Source organism: Enterococcus sp. DIV0756 (assembly GCF_051710745.1).
GTDB lineage: Bacteria > Bacillota > Bacilli > Lactobacillales > Enterococcaceae > Enterococcus_A.
Genome location: NZ_JBIOLF010000001.1, coordinates 1,896,436 through 1,915,828, shown reverse-complemented (window position 1 = coordinate 1,915,828; position 19,393 = coordinate 1,896,436). Strand labels below are relative to the sequence as shown.

18 protein-coding genes are annotated in these 19,393 nt (G+C 38.1%); 13 read left to right on the top strand and 5 right to left on the bottom strand.

The genetic code is table 11. The features are described 5' to 3' along the window. The first annotated feature begins 70 nt into the window (after positions 1-70). Genes cdaA through glmM form a run of 3 tightly spaced genes read left to right on the top strand, consistent with a single transcriptional unit; the run spans position 71 to position 3,437 of the window. On the top strand, positions 71-955 hold the full coding sequence (cdaA, locus tag IGI44_RS09270) for a diadenylate cyclase CdaA (RefSeq protein ID WP_438787477.1): 885 nt from the start codon (positions 71-73) through the stop codon (positions 953-955). Beyond that, the gene (locus IGI44_RS09265) at positions 952-2,058 is read left to right on the top strand and encodes a CdaR family protein (RefSeq protein ID WP_438787476.1); all 1,107 of its coding nucleotides are present in this window, start codon (positions 952-954) and stop codon (positions 2,056-2,058) included. The genes cdaA and IGI44_RS09265 overlap by 4 nt, the downstream gene beginning before the upstream one ends. Before the next feature lie 23 nt (positions 2,059-2,081). Further along, a complete protein-coding gene (gene glmM, locus IGI44_RS09260; RefSeq protein ID WP_438787475.1) occupies positions 2,082-3,437 on the top strand; it encodes a phosphoglucosamine mutase in 1,356 nt (451 codons plus the stop codon). Between the two features lie 84 nt (positions 3,438-3,521). On the opposite strand, the gene glmS is transcribed toward glmM, so the two are convergent. Continuing rightward, positions 3,522-5,330, bottom strand: coding sequence for a glutamine--fructose-6-phosphate transaminase (isomerizing) (gene glmS / locus IGI44_RS09255; protein WP_438787474.1), 1,809 nt, complete (start codon positions 5,328-5,330; stop codon positions 3,522-3,524). A 498-nt stretch (positions 5,331-5,828) separates the two neighbouring features. Between glmS and IGI44_RS09250 the strand changes: the two genes are divergently transcribed. The 7 genes from IGI44_RS09250 to yihA all read left to right on the top strand — a co-directional run bounded on the left by IGI44_RS09250 (position 5,829) and on the right by yihA (position 12,149). Continuing rightward, on the top strand, positions 5,829-6,116 hold the full coding sequence (locus IGI44_RS09250; protein WP_438787473.1) for a hypothetical protein: 288 nt from the start codon (positions 5,829-5,831) through the stop codon (positions 6,114-6,116). Positions 6,117-6,163: 47 nt separating this feature from the next. Further along, the gene (sppA, locus tag IGI44_RS09245) at positions 6,164-7,192 is read left to right on the top strand and encodes a signal peptide peptidase SppA (RefSeq protein WP_438787472.1); all 1,029 of its coding nucleotides are present in this window, start codon (positions 6,164-6,166) and stop codon (positions 7,190-7,192) included. A 2-nt stretch (positions 7,193-7,194) separates the two neighbouring features. Then, a complete protein-coding gene (locus IGI44_RS09240; RefSeq protein WP_438787471.1) occupies positions 7,195-7,740 on the top strand; it encodes an RDD family protein in 546 nt (181 codons plus the stop codon). Further along, positions 7,737-8,660 carry a tetratricopeptide repeat protein gene (locus IGI44_RS09235; protein ID WP_438787470.1) on the top strand — a complete coding sequence of 308 codons (924 nt, stop codon included), beginning with the start codon at positions 7,737-7,739 and terminating at the stop codon, positions 8,658-8,660. Before IGI44_RS09240 ends, IGI44_RS09235 begins: the two co-directional genes overlap by 4 nt. A gap of 103 nt (positions 8,661-8,763) precedes the next feature. Next, complete coding sequence (gene tig, locus IGI44_RS09230) at positions 8,764-10,047, top strand: trigger factor (RefSeq protein WP_438787469.1); 1,284 nt, start codon at positions 8,764-8,766, stop codon at positions 10,045-10,047. Between the two features lie 197 nt (positions 10,048-10,244). Next, positions 10,245-11,492: an ATP-dependent Clp protease ATP-binding subunit ClpX gene (gene clpX, locus IGI44_RS09225; RefSeq protein WP_438787468.1), complete on the top strand. Its 1,248-nt coding sequence runs from the start codon at positions 10,245-10,247 to the stop codon at positions 11,490-11,492. A gap of 57 nt (positions 11,493-11,549) precedes the next feature. Further along, positions 11,550-12,149 carry a ribosome biogenesis GTP-binding protein YihA/YsxC gene (gene yihA / locus IGI44_RS09220; RefSeq protein WP_438787467.1) on the top strand — a complete coding sequence of 200 codons (600 nt, stop codon included), beginning with the start codon at positions 11,550-11,552 and terminating at the stop codon, positions 12,147-12,149. On the opposite strand, the gene IGI44_RS09215 is transcribed toward yihA, so the two are convergent. Further along, positions 12,146-12,298, bottom strand: a complete 153-nt coding sequence (locus tag IGI44_RS09215) for an SPJ_0845 family protein (protein WP_438787466.1) — start codon at positions 12,296-12,298, stop codon at positions 12,146-12,148. The two genes, yihA and IGI44_RS09215, sit on opposite strands and share 4 nt — an antisense overlap. A 133-nt stretch (positions 12,299-12,431) precedes the next feature. On the opposite strand from IGI44_RS09215, the gene IGI44_RS09210 reads away from it, so the two are divergent. Both IGI44_RS09210 and IGI44_RS09205 read left to right on the top strand, forming a co-directional pair. Continuing rightward, the gene (locus IGI44_RS09210; protein ID WP_438787465.1) at positions 12,432-13,760 is read left to right on the top strand and encodes a hypothetical protein; all 1,329 of its coding nucleotides are present in this window, start codon (positions 12,432-12,434) and stop codon (positions 13,758-13,760) included. Between the two features lie 73 nt (positions 13,761-13,833). Further along, on the top strand, positions 13,834-14,019 hold the full coding sequence (locus IGI44_RS09205) for a hypothetical protein (RefSeq protein ID WP_438787464.1): 186 nt from the start codon (positions 13,834-13,836) through the stop codon (positions 14,017-14,019). A gap of 35 nt (positions 14,020-14,054) precedes the next feature. On the opposite strand, the gene IGI44_RS09200 is transcribed toward IGI44_RS09205, so the two are convergent. Genes IGI44_RS09200 through IGI44_RS09190 form a run of 3 tightly spaced genes read right to left on the bottom strand, consistent with a single transcriptional unit; the run spans position 14,055 to position 17,701 of the window. Further along, positions 14,055-15,980, bottom strand: a complete 1,926-nt coding sequence (locus IGI44_RS09200; protein ID WP_438788953.1) for a PTS fructose transporter subunit IIABC — start codon at positions 15,978-15,980, stop codon at positions 14,055-14,057. Positions 15,981-16,037: 57 nt separating this feature from the next. Next, positions 16,038-16,952, bottom strand: a complete 915-nt coding sequence (pfkB, locus tag IGI44_RS09195; protein ID WP_438787463.1) for a 1-phosphofructokinase — start codon at positions 16,950-16,952, stop codon at positions 16,038-16,040. After that, the gene (locus tag IGI44_RS09190; RefSeq protein WP_438787462.1) at positions 16,949-17,701 is read right to left on the bottom strand and encodes a DeoR/GlpR family DNA-binding transcription regulator; all 753 of its coding nucleotides are present in this window, start codon (positions 17,699-17,701) and stop codon (positions 16,949-16,951) included. Before IGI44_RS09190 ends, pfkB begins: the two co-directional genes overlap by 4 nt. Before the next feature lie 159 nt (positions 17,702-17,860). Here IGI44_RS09190 and IGI44_RS09185 point away from each other — a divergent pair, with 159 nt between their 5' ends. Beyond that, complete coding sequence (locus IGI44_RS09185; protein ID WP_438787461.1) at positions 17,861-19,321, top strand: alpha-amylase; 1,461 nt, start codon at positions 17,861-17,863, stop codon at positions 19,319-19,321. The last annotated feature ends 72 nt before the right edge of the window (positions 19,322-19,393 follow it).

Genomic DNA, 19,393 nt, shown 5'->3' with positions numbered 1-19,393 from the left:
AAATTTTATGCTAGAACTGTACCACTGTGGTATAATTGTAGAGAATTTTGGATAGAAAGAGAGGTTATCTATGCCTAATCGTCTAATTGAATTATTCAAACCAGATTATTGGCTTAGCTTTTTTTCTGAGAACCTTTCAACCTGGGATATCATCGTCAACCTTTTAGATATATTTGTCGTTTGGTTTTTGATTTATCGCTTGTTTGAACTTGTTCGCGGGACAAAAGCTGTTCAATTGCTTAAAGGTGTGGCGATATTCATTGGGATTCGGATCATTGCTGAATTAATTGGACTGCATACATTATCGTGGTTAATGAATCAAATAATCACTTATGGTGTAATTGCAGCAATCATTATTTTTCAGCCGGAGGTTCGGCGTGGTTTGGAACATTTGGGACGCAGTGCTTTCTTTAAAACTTCGAAAAAGGAAGAGCTGGACGACGAGCGAATGATTTTAGCCTTCGATAAAGCTATTCAGTATATGTCAAAAAGAAAAATCGGTGCTCTAGTTACAATTCAACGTTCAACAGGCCTTGAAGAGTACATTGAAACTGGGATTGATTTAGATGCTGATATTACTGGAGAGTTGTTGATCAATATTTTCATTCCTAACACACCGTTGCATGACGGAGCCGTTATTGTGAAAGATGGGAAAATCGCTGTAGCTTCAGCATATCTACCTCTTTCAGATAGTATGCTGATCCCGAAAGAATTTGGTACACGGCATCGAGCAGCAGTTGGTATTAGCGAAGTCAGTGATGCAGTGACCTTCATAGTTTCTGAAGAAACAGGTGGCGTCAGTATTACGCTAAACAATGATTTCTTACATGATTTAACGCAAGAGGAATATTTGGCCGTGATGCGGCGGGAATTACTTCCAGATGAAAAAAATGCTGGAAGAAAGAGTCTCTTACAAACCTTTTTGGAAGGGTTGACTAAAGGAGGCCAAAAATGAGAATTAAGTTCAAGAAAAGTAACGTACCTTACATGCTCGTTTCATTGCTGTTTAGTTTGATTTTATTTTTTAATGTAAATAGTTCAAATTTCAGCAGATTGATTTCTTCTGAAACGAGCTATGAGGAGACCATTCAAAATGTGCCGATTAACGTTGATTACGATTCATCTGCTTATTTTGTGCATGGATTTTCATCGAATGTTTCAGTCAAATTAAGTGGCGCAAACAGAATCCAGTTAAATAAAGAAATTGATCCTGATACGCGTACTTTTAGTGTGGTCGCCGATTTATCTAAACTCGGTTCGGGCACGCATGAGGTAAGGTTAAAAACAAAGAATTTATCTAGTTCTTTATTTGCAACGATTGAACCAGAAAAGATTTCTGTCACGATTGAGAAAAAGGTTAAGAAAAAATTTGATGTCTCACCAATTCTAAGTAGTACAACCAGCAATAATGGGTTGAAAGTCGGCGAATTATCTACCCAACCGGAGCAAGTTGAAATCACAACTGGAGAAACTACAATGAAAGAAATCGATCGTGTTGTTGCTTCAGTGGATAGTAGTAAACTCACTTCGGATCAAGAAAGTATCCAAGCGCCTGTTCAAGCTCTGAATGCCAGTGGAGAAGTTTTGCCGATTCAATCAGATCCACAAAATGTAACAGTCAATTTTGAAATTAAGACACCGAGTAAAGAAGTTTCTCTTTATCCAATCCAAGAGGGTGATTTACCTGAGACAGTTGAAAGTGTCAAAATTGATCTGAATCGTACAAAGGCAACAATTACAGGTGTCCAATCAGTAATTGATCAAATAGACAGCATTGGAATTCCGGTGGATGTTTCTCAAATTCAGGGAACTGTTAAAAAATTTATAGATGTGCCAATCTCTGGAGAATACCAAGTTATTCCGAAGACGGTGAGCGCACAAGTAACACCGGTATTTAAAAAATCACAAGCATCAGATACTAGTAGTACAAATCATTCTAGTTCGTCGACAGGCGGAACTACAGGAGATTCAAGTAGAACGACAGAATCTTCCGCGGACAGTATTGAGACTCAACCAACTAACAGTCAAGAAGAGTCGACAAATCAATCAGCTAACTAGATGAAGAAGGGAAATATAATTTAATGGGTAAATATTTTGGAACAGACGGAGTACGCGGAATCGCGAATAAGGAGTTAACACCTGAACTAGCTTTTAAATTAGGTCGTTGTGGCGGCTATGTCTTAAGTCAACATCAAGAAAGCGAAGGACGTCCACGTGTATTAGTAGGACGCGATACGCGTATCTCAGGCGAATTATTAGAAACGGCTTTAATTTCAGGGTTATTATCTGTTGGTATCGAAGTTTTCCAACTAGGAGTCATTTCAACGCCCGGAGTTGCTTACTTAACAAGACTACAAAAAGCTTCAGCTGGTGTAATGATTTCAGCATCCCATAACCCGGCAGAGGATAACGGGATTAAATTTTTCGGTGGTGACGGATTTAAATTAGTTGATGAACAAGAAGCAGAAATCGAAGCATTGATCGATGCTGAAGAAGACACGTTGCCTCGGCCATCTGCTGAAGGGTTAGGAACGTTAGATGAATTTCATGAGGGATTATTAAAATATTCCCAATTTCTAGTACAAACAATCTCAGGGGACTTATCAGGTCTAACAGTTTGCGTTGATGCCGCAAATGGCGCGACTACTACAAGCGTAAACCGGTTATTTGCTGATTTAGAAACTGATTTTTATACGATGGGGACTTCTCCAAACGGTCTAAACATTAATGCAGGTGTTGGTTCAACTCATCCAGAAGCTTTAGCAAAGATGGTAGTTGAAAAAGGCGCAGATGCTGGCTTGGCTTTCGATGGTGATGGCGATCGTGTGATCGCAGTAGATGAATTAGGAAATATCATTGACGGAGATCGTATTATGTTTATCTGCGCAAAATATTTGGCTGAACGCAATCGGTTGAAAAAGGATACAGTCGTAACAACAGTTATGAGTAATTTAGGCTTCCACAAAGCAATCGAAGAAATTGGGTTAGAGGATGTAATTACGCAAGTCGGAGACCGGTATGTTGTAGAGGAAATGCGTAAAAATGATTACAATCTTGGCGGTGAGCAGTCTGGTCACGTTCTATTCCTAGATTACAATACAACTGGTGATGGAATGTTGACAGGGGTTCAACTATTGAACATCATGAAGCAAACGGGTAAAAAACTTTCTGAACTAGCTGGCGAAGTCACTATCTATCCACAAAAACTAGTGAATATTCGTGTTAGTGATAAGTATGGTGCAATGACTGTGCCTGCTATTAAACAAGCAATTGATGAGGCTGAAGCAGAAATGAATGGAGATGGTCGCATCCTAGTTCGTCCATCCGGAACAGAGCCGTTATTGCGAGTGATGGCAGAGGCGCCAACGGATGAGAAAGTTGAATACTACGTAGAAAAAATTGCTTCAGTTGTACGTGAAGAAATTGGATTAGATTAATTAGTAAAACGCCTGATCTCAATTGATCAGGCGTTTTTTTAGCACTAAAAAGAGGCTGGTCAGCGAAGACAGCCTCTTTTACTTTTATTCAACTGTTACTGATTTCGCTAAGTTCCGTGGTTTATCAACATCATATCCGCGCAATAAGGTTGCGTAATAAGCAATCAACTGTCCTGGAATGACAGATACGAGCGGACGTAAGAATTGATGAACGATTGGTAGGACGATCTGGTCGCCTTCTTTGCTTAACTCTTCAGAAGCAATTACAAGTGTATGAGCTCCGCGACTCTCAACTTCCCGCAGGTTTCCGCGTGTGTGAGGAGATGTCACAGCTTCTGTAATGATCCCAATCACCGGTGTACCTTCTTCAACTAGAGCGATCGTTCCGTGCTTTAATTCGCCAGCAGCGAATCCTTCTGCTTGAATATAAGAAATTTCTTTCAGTTTTAAGGCTACTTCCATTGAAACATAATAATCTTCTGAGCGTCCAATGTAGAAAGCATTTCGGGTTGTCGCCAAATACTCTGCAGCAATTTCTTCAATCATTGCTTTTTCTGCGATCATCACATCCATCGCATTTGCTGCAATCCCTAATTCCTTTGTCAGATCAAATTCTTTTGCAGATGCAATATCTTTTGCTTCACCAACCGCTTTTGCTAATACGGTTAAAGCAGCAATTTGTGCAGTATAAGCCTTCGTTGAAGCAACTGCAATTTCTGGTCCTGCATGCAAAAGCATGGTGTAGCTTGCTTCTCTAGATAGCGTTGATCCAGCAACATTGGTTACCGTTAAGGAAGGATACCCCAATTCATTCGTTTTGACTAATACTTGACGACTATCTGCAGTTTCACCACTTTGAGTTAAGTAAATAAAGAATGGTTTCTCTGAAAGCAAAGGCATATTGTAACCAAATTCACTTGATAAATGGATTTCAACTGGAATGTTCGCTAAGCCTTCAATAATCTGCTTACTTGCCCAACCAGCGTTGTTACTTGTACCACAAGCAACAATATAAATACGATCGCTGTCTAATAAGCTTTGTAGCAACTCATCCTCAATCACGACGGTTCCTGTTTCATCGGTATATTCACTGATGATCCGACGCATCGTAGCAGGTTGCTCATCGATTTCTTTCAACATATAGTAAGGGTAGGTGCCTTTTTCCATATCAGAAAGATCAATTTTTGCTTCATAGGGAGCACGTTGGATTTCATTTCCAGCGGCATCTTCAATTTCTACATGATCTTTTGTTACGATTACCATTTCACCATCATTAATTTCAACAAATTGATTGGTTTGTTCTAACATAGCCATGGCATCACTGCAGACAACATTAAAACCTTCACCTAATCCAATTAGTAACGGACTTTTGTTTTTTCCAACGTAAATCGTTTCGCGGTCATTTTTGTCAATCAAACCAAAAGCGTATGAGCCATGGATCTCTTTTAGTGCTTTACGGAAAGCTTCTTTTGTTGAAAGTCCTTGATTCGCAAAAAATTCTACTAAATGAACGGCAATTTCGGTATCCGTTTCGCCATAAAAAAGATCATCTACTAAATATTTTTGCTTTAATTCATCATAGTTTTCAATCACACCATTGTGAACTAAAACGAAGCGTTTGCTTTGTGAAGTATGCGGATGAGCATTTTCTTCGCTTGGCTCTCCATGGGTTGCCCAACGTGTATGACCAATTCCGATGGTTCCCTGCACATCTTCGCCAATTTTGTCTGCTAATTCCTTGATACGTCCCTGAGATTTCACTAAGAAATCTTTTTCTTGGTCTGCCACAAAAATACCTGCTGAATCATAACCTCGATATTCTAATTTTTCCAAACCGTTTACTAAAATACTTGTTGCTTGCTCATTTCCTACAATCCCTACGATACCACACATAATGTCTTCCTACTTTCCTATCATTATATGTTTCCGAGCTGTCTGATCATTTTTTTGTTCTTTAAATAAATAATTAAAAGTTTTAAATAATTAAAAGTTTTTGTAATGATCTGTAGAGCACAGCAACCCTGAAGCCACCCGCCGAATCATTCGATTAGCTTCTTCCTCGTCACCTTTAAAAGGCCTGGCGCTATCCTATTGGTACATTTAAGATTTTTTTGTTTTAATATCGGAAACAATGATTAATATAATATAAACTTGCCGTGTAGTCAAATATTTTTTTATTTTTATTAAATTGGTATATATGAAATTTGTGAAAAGCTAAAAAGAAATCACCCAATCTTCGGCGTTTCATCTAATGGAAGAATAGGGTAAAATAGAAAAGTATCAGTTATCGAACAGCTTCAATTGCAATAAACAATTATTGTAGACATTGTTCGTTTTAGATGATGTAATTTTTGTGTGGATATCTTTCACAAAAAAAGAGGAGGAAGTCAATTGAATCAACCAAAAAATCTTACGGTCGGAGAGTTAAGGAACTTTCTAGCACAACTTACCGATGATCCAGAAATCAATGATGAAACGAAAATCTTTCTTGATACCGGTTGGGATAGTATTCAGGAAATCAATCCTGACGCTTTAAGCGTTGAAGATGCTCAAGCATTTAAAATTGAAGATCCGCTGACGCAGGAGCTTTTTGGCGGCTACTCACTATTGGAAAAGGCCGGAAAAATGAAAGCAGAGGGTCCGATCGAAAAAGTAGTAGTTATCCGCAATTTATATTAGTATGAAAACTTTGCTTTTGAAGAAGCAATGGCTCAGGAGGTAAATTAATGAATAAGAGACGTTGGGTGGCAGTTGGTATCGCAGTAGTTTTATTGGTGTTTTCTGTAATTACGTCAACAATAGGCCCCAAAAATGAGAATAAGAAGGAACTTAGCCAAGTAAACGAACTATTGTACGGTTCGGGCGAACCGCAAGAGAAAACTGAAGAAACCGGCTCAAGCAGTAAAAAAATTGTTAAATTAGTTGTTGAAGGGACAATCGTTGATGACGGTAGTAGCGGTATCTTTTCAACAGGTGGATATAACCATGAAGCTTTTATGAAGCAATTAACTAAGATAAAAAATGATTCTTCAGTAAAGGGCATCTTGTTGGAGATTAATTCACCAGGAGGTTCAGTTTACGAGACAGCAGAGATTACACGAGCATTGAAGGAAATTCAGAGTGAGAAGAAAATTCCGATTTATTCATCGATGGAAAGCCAAGCTGCTAGCGGTGGGTATTATATTGCAGCAAATTCTGATCGGATTTTTGCTACGGAGGATACGATGACAGGATCTATTGGTGTGATCATGTCCAGCATGAATTATTCAGGTTTGATGGAAAAACTTGGGATCACGGATGCAACGATTAAAAGTGGGGCATTAAAAGATATTGGCTCTGGATCTAGACCTCAGACTAAGGAGGATAAAGAGGTCCTGCAAGCCTTTGTTGATAGTATGTATGGTCGCTTTGTCAAAGTTGTAGCAAATGGTCGAGATTTGAGTGAATCAGATGTGCGAAAATTAGCTGATGGAAGAATTTACGATGGGGCACAAGCTCTTGAAAATGGATTAGTAGATGATATTGGTTATCCAGATCAAGCACTTAAAGCTTTGCGAAAAGACAATGGATTGAATGATGCGAAAGTTGTTTCTTATACAAGTGGGACAACAAGTTTCGTGGACACCTGGTTCGGTAGTCGTCTAGCGGAGTTGCAAGGATTCAAACCTACTCAAGAAGAGTTAGTTAGAAATATTGTTGAAAGTGTGGGGACTCCACAGGCACCTAAAGCAATGTATCTCTATGGGGGTGAGTAATTGTGAGTGAGGAAATACAACAGAGACCAGCTGTCGGCCCCGTTACACAGCTGCTTGAAAAGAAGACACGTAAACCACAATTTCATCATTACCCAGATTATTTCTATACAGGATTTTGGATTCGTTTTTTTGCGTATTTATTGGATTTGCTTTGCATTTCATCTATTACTGGAGTCCTACTCGGATTCCCAACAAGCTTTTTCGGAATGACGAAGAGTAAAGAACTAGTCAGCGTTTATGGATTATTAGCGCTTTTTATCTACTTGGCATATTTTATTTTGCTGACAAAACTAAATCATGGACAAACATTGGGTAAAATGATCTTCGGTATTCGAGTAATCTGTTTTACGGAGGAAGAATTGAGTTGGCAAACCGTTTTAGTCCGTGAGGGAGCTTGCCGGTTTGTTCTGCGAGGTTCGATTTTTATGTTAGGGTATCTTGTAACGATTTTTACACCGAACAAGCAACACATTGGTGATTACTTTTCAGACACGAGTGTAGTGACATTAAATTTAATTGCAGCTAGAGAGGATTTTATACAAGAATGAATCCAATAGAATTTCCTAACAATGATCATTATTATTTAACACTTGCTGAAGAAGCTTTCTCAAAAGGGAACTTTTCACAAGCGCTGGAAAACTACAAGCTTGCTTACAGTGAAAATCCTTCCCCTAAGTTGAATCGCTTAATCGCAAGTCTTGCTTTAGAACAAGGAAAATTTGAGGAAGCTTTGGCATTTTCTGAAGAAGAGTCAGAAAGTTATCTCGAAGCACCGGAAACAATTGATTTGTATTTACAAATTCAACTGTATTCAAATAGATTTTTTTCTGCCCGCGAGTATTTATGGCGGGCTCAGAAAATGAAACAATTTACCGAAGAGCAAAAAAATCTTTGGTTATTGCGGATTGATGATCAAGAAGCTTTTTATCAAAGACAGCAGCAGGCAGCCATGAACCAGCTAGAATCAGAGCTTGAACAATTGCCGTTTTTGTCAGCAATGGAACAATTGGTATTGGTACGAAAAGTTAAGCAACTATCAGAACAGCGATTACAAACATTGGCTGAGAAATTCATGGTTGACCCTGAAATTGCTCCTTTGGTACGCAGTTACTTTTTTGAAAGTTTAGCACGGATAGGTATTAATGAAAAAATGCGTTATCTGACGATCCAAGATGAAATTGTAGAATTATCACCAGCAGCATCGGATTTTGATGAAACATTACAAGAGAAAATCATGAGACGATTGGAAAAACGTTTAACTGATGAGGATCCGATTCTTTTAGCAAATATTTTGGAGCAGGTTAAACTGGAGATGGCATTCTTATATCCGCTGCACTACTCCTTTATGAGGCCGGATGCTTGGGTTAATAGTTATTTATCAGAATACTGGAGGGAATCTGAATCACTCGATGAGGATGTAGAAATGATTCGTGAAAAGATTAAACAACTGATGTTCGATTATCATTAAAAAATGCCGAGAGTAAAAGCTTTATATTTACATTTCACAATCAGTAGTGTAATATTTAATGGTATGCAAAATGCAAGTATATTAGTATTCGGAGGGAACAAATTTGACTGCAAATTTTGAAAAAACAGGCACCAATGATGGTGTGTTAACTTTCTCAATTGAACAAACTGAGATCCAAAAAGGATTAACAAATGCATTCAACAAAGTAAAGAAAAATCTTAATGTACCTGGTTTCCGTAAAGGGAAAGTATCTCGCCAAGTATTTAACCGTATGTACGGTGAAGAAGCATTATATGAAGATGCATTGAATGATGTATTACCAGTTGCTTATGAAGCTGCTGTAAAGGAAGCAGGAATTGACCCAGTTTCTCAACCAAAAATCGATGTAGATAGCATGGAAAAAGGTGAAGCTTGGGTTATTAAGGCTGAAGTTACAGTGAAACCTGAAGTGAAATTAGGCGATTACAAAGAACTTGAAGTGCCTAAACAAGATGTTGAAGTTTCAGAGGCTGACGTAGATGCACGGTTGAAGTCTGAGCAAGAAGCGCAAGCTGAATTGGTTATCAAGGAAGATGAAGCTGCTGAAAATGGCGATACAACAGTTATTGACTTCGAAGGTTTTGTCGGTGAAGAAGCTTTTGAAGGTGGAAAAGGCGAAAACTATTCACTTGAATTAGGTTCTGGTTCATTTATCCCTGGTTTTGAAGAACAACTTGTTGGACACAAAGCTGGTGAAAGCTTGGACGTTACGGTCACTTTCCCAGAAGATTACCAAGCAGAAGACTTAGCTGGTAAAGAAGCTGTTTTCAAAGTTACAATTCATGAAGTTAAAGCAAAAGAATTACCAGAGTTAGATGACGATTTTGCTAAAGACGTTGATGAAGAAGTAAATTCTTTAGACGAATTAAAGGCAAAATATCGTGATGAATTAACCAAGCAAAAAGAAGAAGCTGCGAAAGAAGCAAAAGATGAAGCTGCTATTAAACAAGCAGTTGAAAATGCTGACATCGTTGACCTTCCACATGTAATGGTTCATGACGAAGTACACCGTTCAATGGATGAATTCTTAAACAACATGCAACGTCAAGGAATCTCTCCTGAAATGTACTATCAATTGACAGGTTCTACCGAAGAAGATCTTCATACGCAATTTGAAGGTGAAGCTGAAGGCCGAGTGAAAACAAACTTGGTAATGGAAGCAATCGTTGAAGCGGAAAAAATTGAAGCTTCTGAGGAAGATATTGCTAAAGAAATCAAAGATTTAGCAGAAATGTACCAAATGCCAGAAGAACAAATCAAACGTGTCTTAACAGAAGACATGTTAGAACACGATATTAAAATGAAAAAAGCAGTTGAATTAGTTACAGGAACTGCTGTAGAAAAGTAAGATTAACATCATCAGTTTTATATGTTATATGAGTTAATATTTATTAAAGTATGCGATAGTTTTTATCGCATACTTTTTTCTTTAAAATTCCTTTTTAATCCATTTGGATTCTTTGTCTTTTTAATGCTTTATGTTATTATAGATAAAGACTGCAATCGTGGAAACACTTGTAGAGAAAGAAGCAAGAGGTGAAAGCCATGTATGAGAGCACAGGCGCAGGTGAAACAGTCCGCTGTTCATTTTGTGGAAAGACCCAAGAAGAAGTAAAAAAAGTCGTTGCGGGTCCAGGAGTTTACATTTGTAATGAGTGTATCGACCTTTGTAAAGAGATTATAGATGAAGAATTCCATGAAGAAGCTATTCGTGAATTTATTGATGTACCAAAACCAAAAGAATTGTTAGATGTCCTAAACCAATATGTTATAGGGCAAGATCGAGCAAAAAAAGCTTTATCTGTCGCGGTTTACAATCATTATAAACGAGTGAATACTGAAAATGATGGACTAGATGAAGTCGAATTGCAAAAAAGTAATATTTGTCTAATTGGACCTACAGGTTCAGGTAAGACATTTTTGGCACAAACGTTGGCTCGAACACTTAATGTTCCGTTTGCTATTGCAGATGCGACAAGCTTGACGGAAGCTGGTTACGTTGGTGAAGATGTCGAAAATATTTTATTGAAATTATTGCAGGCGGCCGATTACAATGTTGAGCGTGCTGAAAAAGGAATTATCTATATCGATGAAATCGATAAAATTACTCGTAAAAGTGAGAATGTTTCGATCACTCGTGATGTTTCCGGTGAGGGCGTGCAACAAGCACTACTTAAAATTCTTGAAGGAACAGTAGCTAGTGTTCCGCCTCAAGGAGGACGCAAACACCCACACCAAGAGTTTATTCAAATTGATACGACCAATATTTTGTTTATTGTTGGTGGTGCTTTTGATGGCATTGAAACGATTGTTAAAAATCGTTTGGGTGAAAAAACTATTGGCTTTGGTAAAAACAATAAGAAAATTGATGAAGATGCAAGTATCATGCAACAAATCATTCCGGAAGACTTATTAAAATTTGGTTTAATTCCAGAGTTTATCGGACGTTTACCAGTAACTACAGCGTTAGAAAAATTAACGACAGAGGACTTGGTTCGTATCTTGACAGAACCTAAAAATGCGTTAGTAAAGCAATACCAAAAGTTACTATCTTATGATGATACAGACTTAGCGTTTGATGCTGATGCCTTGAATGCTATTGCTGATAAAGCAATTGCGCGCAATACTGGCGCTCGAGGATTACGTTCAATTATTGAAGACGTGATGATGGATGTCATGTTTGACATTCCTTCTGATGAATCAATTGAAAAAGTAATTGTTACAAAGGATTCTGTTGAAGGATCAGGTAAACCAATTATCGAATATCATAATGATAAGAAAAAAGCAGGGTAGGTAATAAACGAGGGTTCACAAAATAATTTGTGGACCCTTTTTGAAAGGCGTGGAAGAATGAAAGTGCATAATGCAGAGATCGTCATTAGTGCGGTCTCACCAAAACAATATCCTGAAACTGATTTACCAGAGATTGCTTTAGCGGGACGATCAAATGTTGGAAAATCCTCTTTTATTAATACTTTGATTGATCGGAAGAATTTAGCTAGAACTTCTGGAAAACCTGGAAAAACACAAACCTTGAACTTTTATTTGATTGAGAACGCTTTGCATTTTGTTGATGTACCTGGATATGGCTACGCGAAGGTATCAAAAACAGAACGTGCGAAGTGGGGAGAAATGATTGAAACATATATTACCAGTCGTAAGCAACTGCGTGCGGTGGTGTCTCTAGTTGATGTTCGGCACGATCCAAGTAGAGAAGACATTCAAATGTATGAGTTTCTGAAGTATTACGGTATTCCTGTGATTGTAGTGGCGACAAAAGCAGACAAGATTCCTCGTGGGAAGTGGAATAAACATACTAGTGCAATTAAGAAAAAATTGGATTTTGATCCCAATGATACTTTCATTCTTTTCTCTTCTGAGACGAAAATGGGTAAAGAGGAAGCGTGGCAGGCGATTGAAACAGCAATTGAAAAGAATCAAGCTTCTTAAGCTTGATCCTTTTTTTTATCATTTTGTTCATTTTTTGGTTTTAAAAACTTCTGAATATCCTCGTCTTTTTGTACTTTTTTATCTGGATCTACAGCAAACGATTCAAATAACTTATCCAAATCATCGGTTTTTTCAAATTTAAGGCCCATCTGAACACCTCCATTTCAGTTTTATCACATTCTACTACAGGATACAATTTTTTAAAACTTAGTAATCAATTTCATAGGGTTTTTTAAATCTTTACGCTATAATTATAATAGAGTAATGAGAAAGGGGAAAGCAATGGAGAAGAATCAGAAGATTTATAGTGTCAGCCAGCTCTACGATTTGAAGCAAGCCGACATCCAATCAAAAGTAAATGATTGGTTAGTCATGAGTCGTCTGTTGCTGGAACCAGATAAAATGTTGATTAATGGGCAAGAACAGATATTTGATCAGCACCAATTGAAACAGGTGATTTCAGAGTTCAGTACAAAAGAAGATGTTTGGTTGCAAATAAAAAACTCGAAAGAGGAGACGACGTTGCATCTTTTAGGTGATACGTTGTTTGAAAAATGCATACTTGATGAGGAAAATTTTTATTACTGGGAAAAAGTTTATTTAGATTATTTTAAAAATCGTTTGATCGAGCATGGTTTTTTTGCTTACATTCGCTCCTATGATGAATACCTTTATCACAACACGAGTGAACTATCGAAGCGTCGCTCTTTTGAAACGGCAGAAGAGACAAATGTGTTGCCAAAAATGAAGGGGCTTAATGGGGATATAGTAGTCGATTGTAATGTATTTCCAGGTTACGATGTTTTCTATAAGGGAGTCTGTTTAACGGCATGCTGGTGGTTATTTCTGGGCGCTCCATACAAAAAATTGTTTGCTAAACAGCTTTTGTTAGAGATTCAGCAAGTTGAACAGGTAGCTGAACTGGGCTCGGGAGTTTTCTTTGAATTATACAAGGATCCATTCCAATGGCAGGATCACACTAATTTGAGGTTTCAACAATTATTTCGTGATCAATTAGGGATCTCGCAACTTTCCTATACAAACGGTGTTGGGTTACTAAAACAACCTTATATTGAGTTTGCTTTCGAGGATACAGTTATTCAGACTGTTCAATATCAAAATGAACAATTTCAACCGACAGAGAAAAGTGAAGCGTCTTATTTTGTGACACGTACGTATAATTTCTTAACAAATCAATATCGCGTGAATCGCATGAAGGGCGGATTAAACGCTTTAGCCTATTTCCCTTGGATTGATGATGAAAGTGAACGGATGATGAATTATCATATTTTATATCCTGAGCTAACATTGGATAAGGGATTAGCAGCCTTTGAGTACTATATACGTGATTCTATCGAATTTGAGATCCAAGATATGCGGTATAAAGAATATACTGCAGTTTTACAATTATTTATTCCCAAGAAAGCATTCTTAGATTTTCCTTTAGAGGAATTAAAGTTAGCATTAAAAGATATGACGATTCATCAAGTCAGTCGTAAAAACGATTCTTTGACTTTTTCATTGGAAAAAGAGGCGAAACATTTAATTGTCTCTTTTATTGATCAAAAAAAAGTATCTGCAAAAAATCAATTAGACATACTTGAGATATAAATAAATTGGTGATTTGAGTCTAATCAAATAAGTTGTTTTGCATTTTGACGAGAGAAAAAAGGAGAGGTTATCTATGGATTACAGGTATATCAAGATTATGGGTAGTTGTTTGCTGATTATTGGTCTAATTTTTGTGTTGCCGGTTCCATCGCTAGAGATTCCTTTGTCAATTGTAGTCCTTTTTATTGGAATGATTCTTTTTGCAATTAAACCGAAAGCACAGCCGGTGAGAGCTCATAGAAAAGATCGTTGGATGTAAAAAAGCCACTCTCGAATTTCGAGAGTGGCTTTTACTTATTTTGCAACTGGCTTTTTGACTAACCCATAAATCACGCCTGAAACGATTGCACCAATAATGATAAACAATAAGTAAAGTAGTGGATGGCTTAACAATAAGACAACGAAAATACCGCCATGCGGAGCAAGTAATTTGATACCCACAGCACCGACCAATCCACCAGCTAACGCCGAACCAACAACGAAACTTGGAATCACACGAATTGGATCTGCCGCAGCAAATGGAATAGCGCCTTCAGTTACGAAAGAAAGCCCCATTACAATGTTTGTTAATCCAGCATCTACCTGACTCTTTTCAAATTTGTTTTTAAATAATCGAGTAGCAACAAAGATAGCCAACGGAGGAACCATACCACCGGCCATAACCGCAGCCATAACGATTGATCCACCTTGGGCAACACTTGTAGCTAACGTTGCAGTACCAAACACGTAAGCTGCCTTATTAATAGGACCGCCTAAATCAATTGCCATCATGCCTCCGAGTAATGCACCAAGTAAAATAGCATTAGATCCGCTTAATCCAGTTAGGAAACCATTCAATCCATCATTGATCGCTTTCATCGGAACGTTGACTAAGAGCATCAAGAATCCGGTAATCATCAAGCCAAAGAATGGATAGAAGAGAATCGCCTTGATTCCTTCTAGTGACTTCGGTAAGTTCTTAAACAATTTTTTCAAAAAGATGATGACATATCCAGCTAAGAAACCACCAATTAATGCGCCTAAGAATCCTGCACCACCAGCATTAGCTAGCGCACCAGCAGCAAAACCAGCGATTAAACCGGGACGATCAGCGATACTTGAGGCAATAAAACCAGCAAGGACTGGGAGCATGAAGCCAAATGCCGCACCACCGATTTGGTTAAACCAGCTTGCGACTTGATTGTAATTACCTAGGTTAGCTAATTCGGATTGAGGCACACCCATAAATTGATCAATCATGAAAGATAAAGCGATCATGATCCCACCACCAATTACAAATGGTAGCATATGAGAAACACCGTTCATCAAATCTTTATAAATGCGTTGCCCTAACGTACCGTTGTCGCTTTTCTCTTCATCAATTGAAGTATCTTCGCCACTAGCACGATATACCGGAGCCTTTCCACTTAAAGCTAAATTAATCAATTCTTCTGGTTTACGAATTCCGTCACTAACAGGACGATTGACTAATTCCTTCCCGTTAAATCGGTTCATTTCTACTTTTTTATCTGCAGCTATGATAACGCCATCTGCACGAGCAATTTCATCATCTGTTAGACGATGTTTGATTCCTTCTGAACCATTTGTCTCCACTTTAATGTCTACGCCCAATTCTTTTGCTTTTTTCTTCAAGGCATCCTCTGCCATGTAAGTATGCGCAATCCCGGTAGGGCAAGCAGTAACTGCTACGATGTACCGTCGATTTGTGTCTTTAATTTTTTCTTCTGCTTCCGCCTGGGCTTCTGCTTTTTCTTCTGCTTCTTTTGCTTTTTCAGCTGCATCAAAAGTAGATTGTACTTGGTCAGGAGTTTCTGCAGCTTTCAATTTAGCCACAAAGTCTGGATTAATCAAAAGTCTCGATAAAGCAGCAAGTGCTTGAAGATGCGTATCATTAGCGCCTTCTGGAGCGGCGATCATGAAAAATAGAAAGGTAGGTTGACCATCCAATGATTCATAATCAACGCCATTTTGGCTTTTTGCAAATAGGACTGTCGCTTCCTTTACAGCACTGTTTTTTGCATGAGGCATTGCAATCCCATCACCTAAACCAGTCGATGTTTGAGCTTCGCGCTTTAAAATACCTTCTTTATAAACATCAATATCAGAAATACGGCCAGCGTCATACATTTTTTGAACCATTTCATCAATTGCAGCACTTTTTGTCGTTGCTTGCAAATCCATAATCATGGCATCTTTAATCAATAAATCTTTAATATCCATCATAATTCCTCCAAATTCTATAGTGATACATATTTTAAACAGAAGCAGACAAAATAATTAGTTTACTTTAGTTATCTTGACTTCTGGTAATAATTCTTGAATGAAATCTGCTGTGGCTAAGTCATCCGAAAAAGTTGTCGCACTCCCGCAAGCAACGCCCCATTTGAAGGCTTCTACAGCATTTTTGGTTTTTGTAAAATTCCCAACAAATCCAGCGATCATGGAATCGCCAGCGCCAACTGAATTTTTAACTGAACGTTTCAACACGTTCGAACGATATATTCCTTCATTAGTAAATAGTAGTGCCCCATCACCAGCCATAGAAACTAGTGCATGTTGAGCACCTTCGTCTAGCAAACGTTGGCCGAAAGGATAGATATCCTCAACGGAATTAAAGGTTGTTTGATAGAGATCTGCTAGCTCATGATTGTTTGGTTTAACCAGCAAAGGTTTTTTTTCTAAGGCATCCATCAAATCAGCGCCAGTAGTATCGATTACAAATGAGGCTCCCTGAGCTTTGATAATTTCAATTAATTCTTGATAAAAACCAGTAGGGACACTTGCAGGTTTGCTGCCGGATAACACAACGATGTCAGAAGAGGATAAGTTTCCTAAAATCTTTTTTAAATCAGCCATTTCTTTGACTGAAACGGTGGGGCCTTGACCGTTAATTTCAGTTTCCTCGCTAGCTTTCAGTTTTATGTTAATCCGTGTATCGTCAGAAACCGTTGTAAAATTTGTTTGAATGGTTTCTTTTTCCAGCCATTCCTTAATAAAGCTTCCGGTAAATCCACCGAGAAATCCTAAGGCTGTAGAATCATTATTAATCCTTTTCAAAATTCGAGAAACATTGATTCCTTTGCCGCCCGGTAGTTTTAAATCGCTCTTCATACGATTAACATCACCAATAACTAATTGGTCGATGTGCACGATGTAATCAATTGATGGGTTTAACGTTACTGTATAAATCATACAGAAACCTCCTTCAAGGTAGTTTGTTCTGTGATTTGATCATGGATAACCAAAGGACAGGTGTCTGTGAGGATTGAAGCAGCTGATAATGGAGCAACGCTGACAAAACTGGTTTGATTGAACTTGCTATGGTCAACTAAGACAAATGCTTCCTCGGATTGTTGAATAGCCACTCTTTTTAAACTGGCTTCTTCTGGATCAGGAGTGGAGTAGCCACTTTCCCAATGGATGCCATTCATTCCCATGAAGGCTTTATTAAATCTATATTGCTTTAGTTGTTCCAAAGCTTGTGATCCGACCACTGCATCAGTTGTTAATTTGATCCTTCCGCCTAATACGATCGTTGAGATTTGTGCCTCAACTAGACGAGCAGCCAAGCCAACGGAATTTGTAACGACAGTAATTGTTCGATTTTTAAGGAAAGGAATCATTTCGGAAGTAGTGGTTCCAGCATCCAAATAAATGACGTCGCCCTCAACAAGGCTTTCAGCAGCATATTCAGCGACTATTTTCTTTTGTTGAACGTTTTTGGATGATTTTTCGATCATTCCTAATTCCTGTTCAAGATGTTGCGGACGTTTAGCACCACCATGAATCCGTTCAAGTAAACCTAGATTTTCTAATTCTTGAAGATCCCGTCTAATCGTAGATTCTGAAGAATCTAAATAGTGAATTAATTCTTGAGATTTAACCAATCCGTCCTGCTCCAACCGTTCCATAATTTTTTTGTGTCGTTCTTCTGTAAGCATTTTCAATCCTCCTTCATTTGAAATAATAGCACAAATAAATTTTTAATACAACCATAAACAGCCAAAAACATTCAAAAACGTTTAAGCGGGAAATTTTGGGTCGTCTTATTTTGAGGGAACGTTCATTTTCTGTATGATGGATAGTAAGAGGTGAAGATTATGAGCAAACAAACGATTTTACAAGGATTCGAATGGTATCTTCCGGCGGATGGAAATCATTGGAAAACCTTAGCTGAAAAAGCGAAAGAATTAAGTCAATTTGGAATTAACGCTATTTGGTTGCCGCCAGCTTATAAAGGCTCAGAAGGTGCAAATGATGTCGGTTACGGTACTTATGATCTTTATGATCTTGGAGAGTTCGACCAAAAAGGTAGTGTTAGAACAAAGTACGGAACAAAAGAGGAATATTTGAGCAGTATTACTGCATTGAAGAAAGCTGGATTAAAGGTTTACGCAGATATCGTTTTTGATCATTTTATGGGTGCGGATGAGACGGAAATTGTTTCAGCGGTTTCTTATCAGTTTGATGATCGTACAAAACCAAGTTCTGGTGAAGAAGAAATTGAAGCATGGACCAAATTTACTTTCCCTGGTCGAAAAGGTAAATACAACGAATATCAATGGAATTGGAAAAATTTCTCCGGTGTTGATTATGATGCACGTGAAAAAGATCATGCGATCTTTAATTTTGCAGACAAAGGATGGGAACCCAAAGTTGACGATGAAAATGGCAATTTTGATTACTTAATGGGCTGTAATCTAGATATGGAGAACCCAGAGACAATTGAACAACTGGATAAATGGGGAAAATGGTATCAGGAATTAACAGGTGTGGATGGTTATCGCTTGGATGCAGTCAAGCATATTCGTTTTGATCTTTTTGTTGATTGGCTTTTACATCGTCGAGAGGAAAAGGACGAAGAGCTGTTTGTAGTAGGCGAGTATTGGTCAGATGAATTGGAAAAACTACAGGAGTATCTGGATTCATCGGGAAATTTGATTTCATTGTTTGATGTTCCTCTGCACTTTAATCTATTTCAAGCGGCTTCAACCATGGGTGACTTTGACATGCGTCAAATTTTTGCTGGGACCTTAATTGAAACACGACCTGATTGGGCAGTAACTTTTGTCGACAACCATGATACTCAACATGGTCAAAGTCTGGAATCATGGGTAGAGGGCTGGTTCAAACTGCATGCTTACAGTTTGATCTTATTACGGAATGAAGGAACTCCAGTAGTATTTTGGGGTGATTTGTTTGGAACGGAGAATGCTGAGGCAGTTGGACCAGGCTTGAATCACTTGATCAAGCTACGTGAGGAATTAACCTATGGAAATCAGGCAGATTATTTTGATGATCCTGATGTTATTGGTTGGACATTAACAGGTGATTTTGACGATGCTGAATCAGGTGCAGCAGTAATTATGACAAATGCTCAGGGTGGCGAAAAAGAAATGACCATCAGTGCCATTCATGAAGGGGAAACATTTGTGGATTTACTAGGAAATAATGAAGCAAAAGTTGTTTTAGATGAAAACGGGCAAGGAGTCTTTCCTGTAAATGACGGACAAGTGTCTGTCTATGTGAATGAAAAATTGGCAAAAAGAATTCGTGGATAAACACACAACGATAGAAACATTTACTAGTAAAGCCAGTAACAATTAATATCCAAAAAGAAAGCGAACAATTCT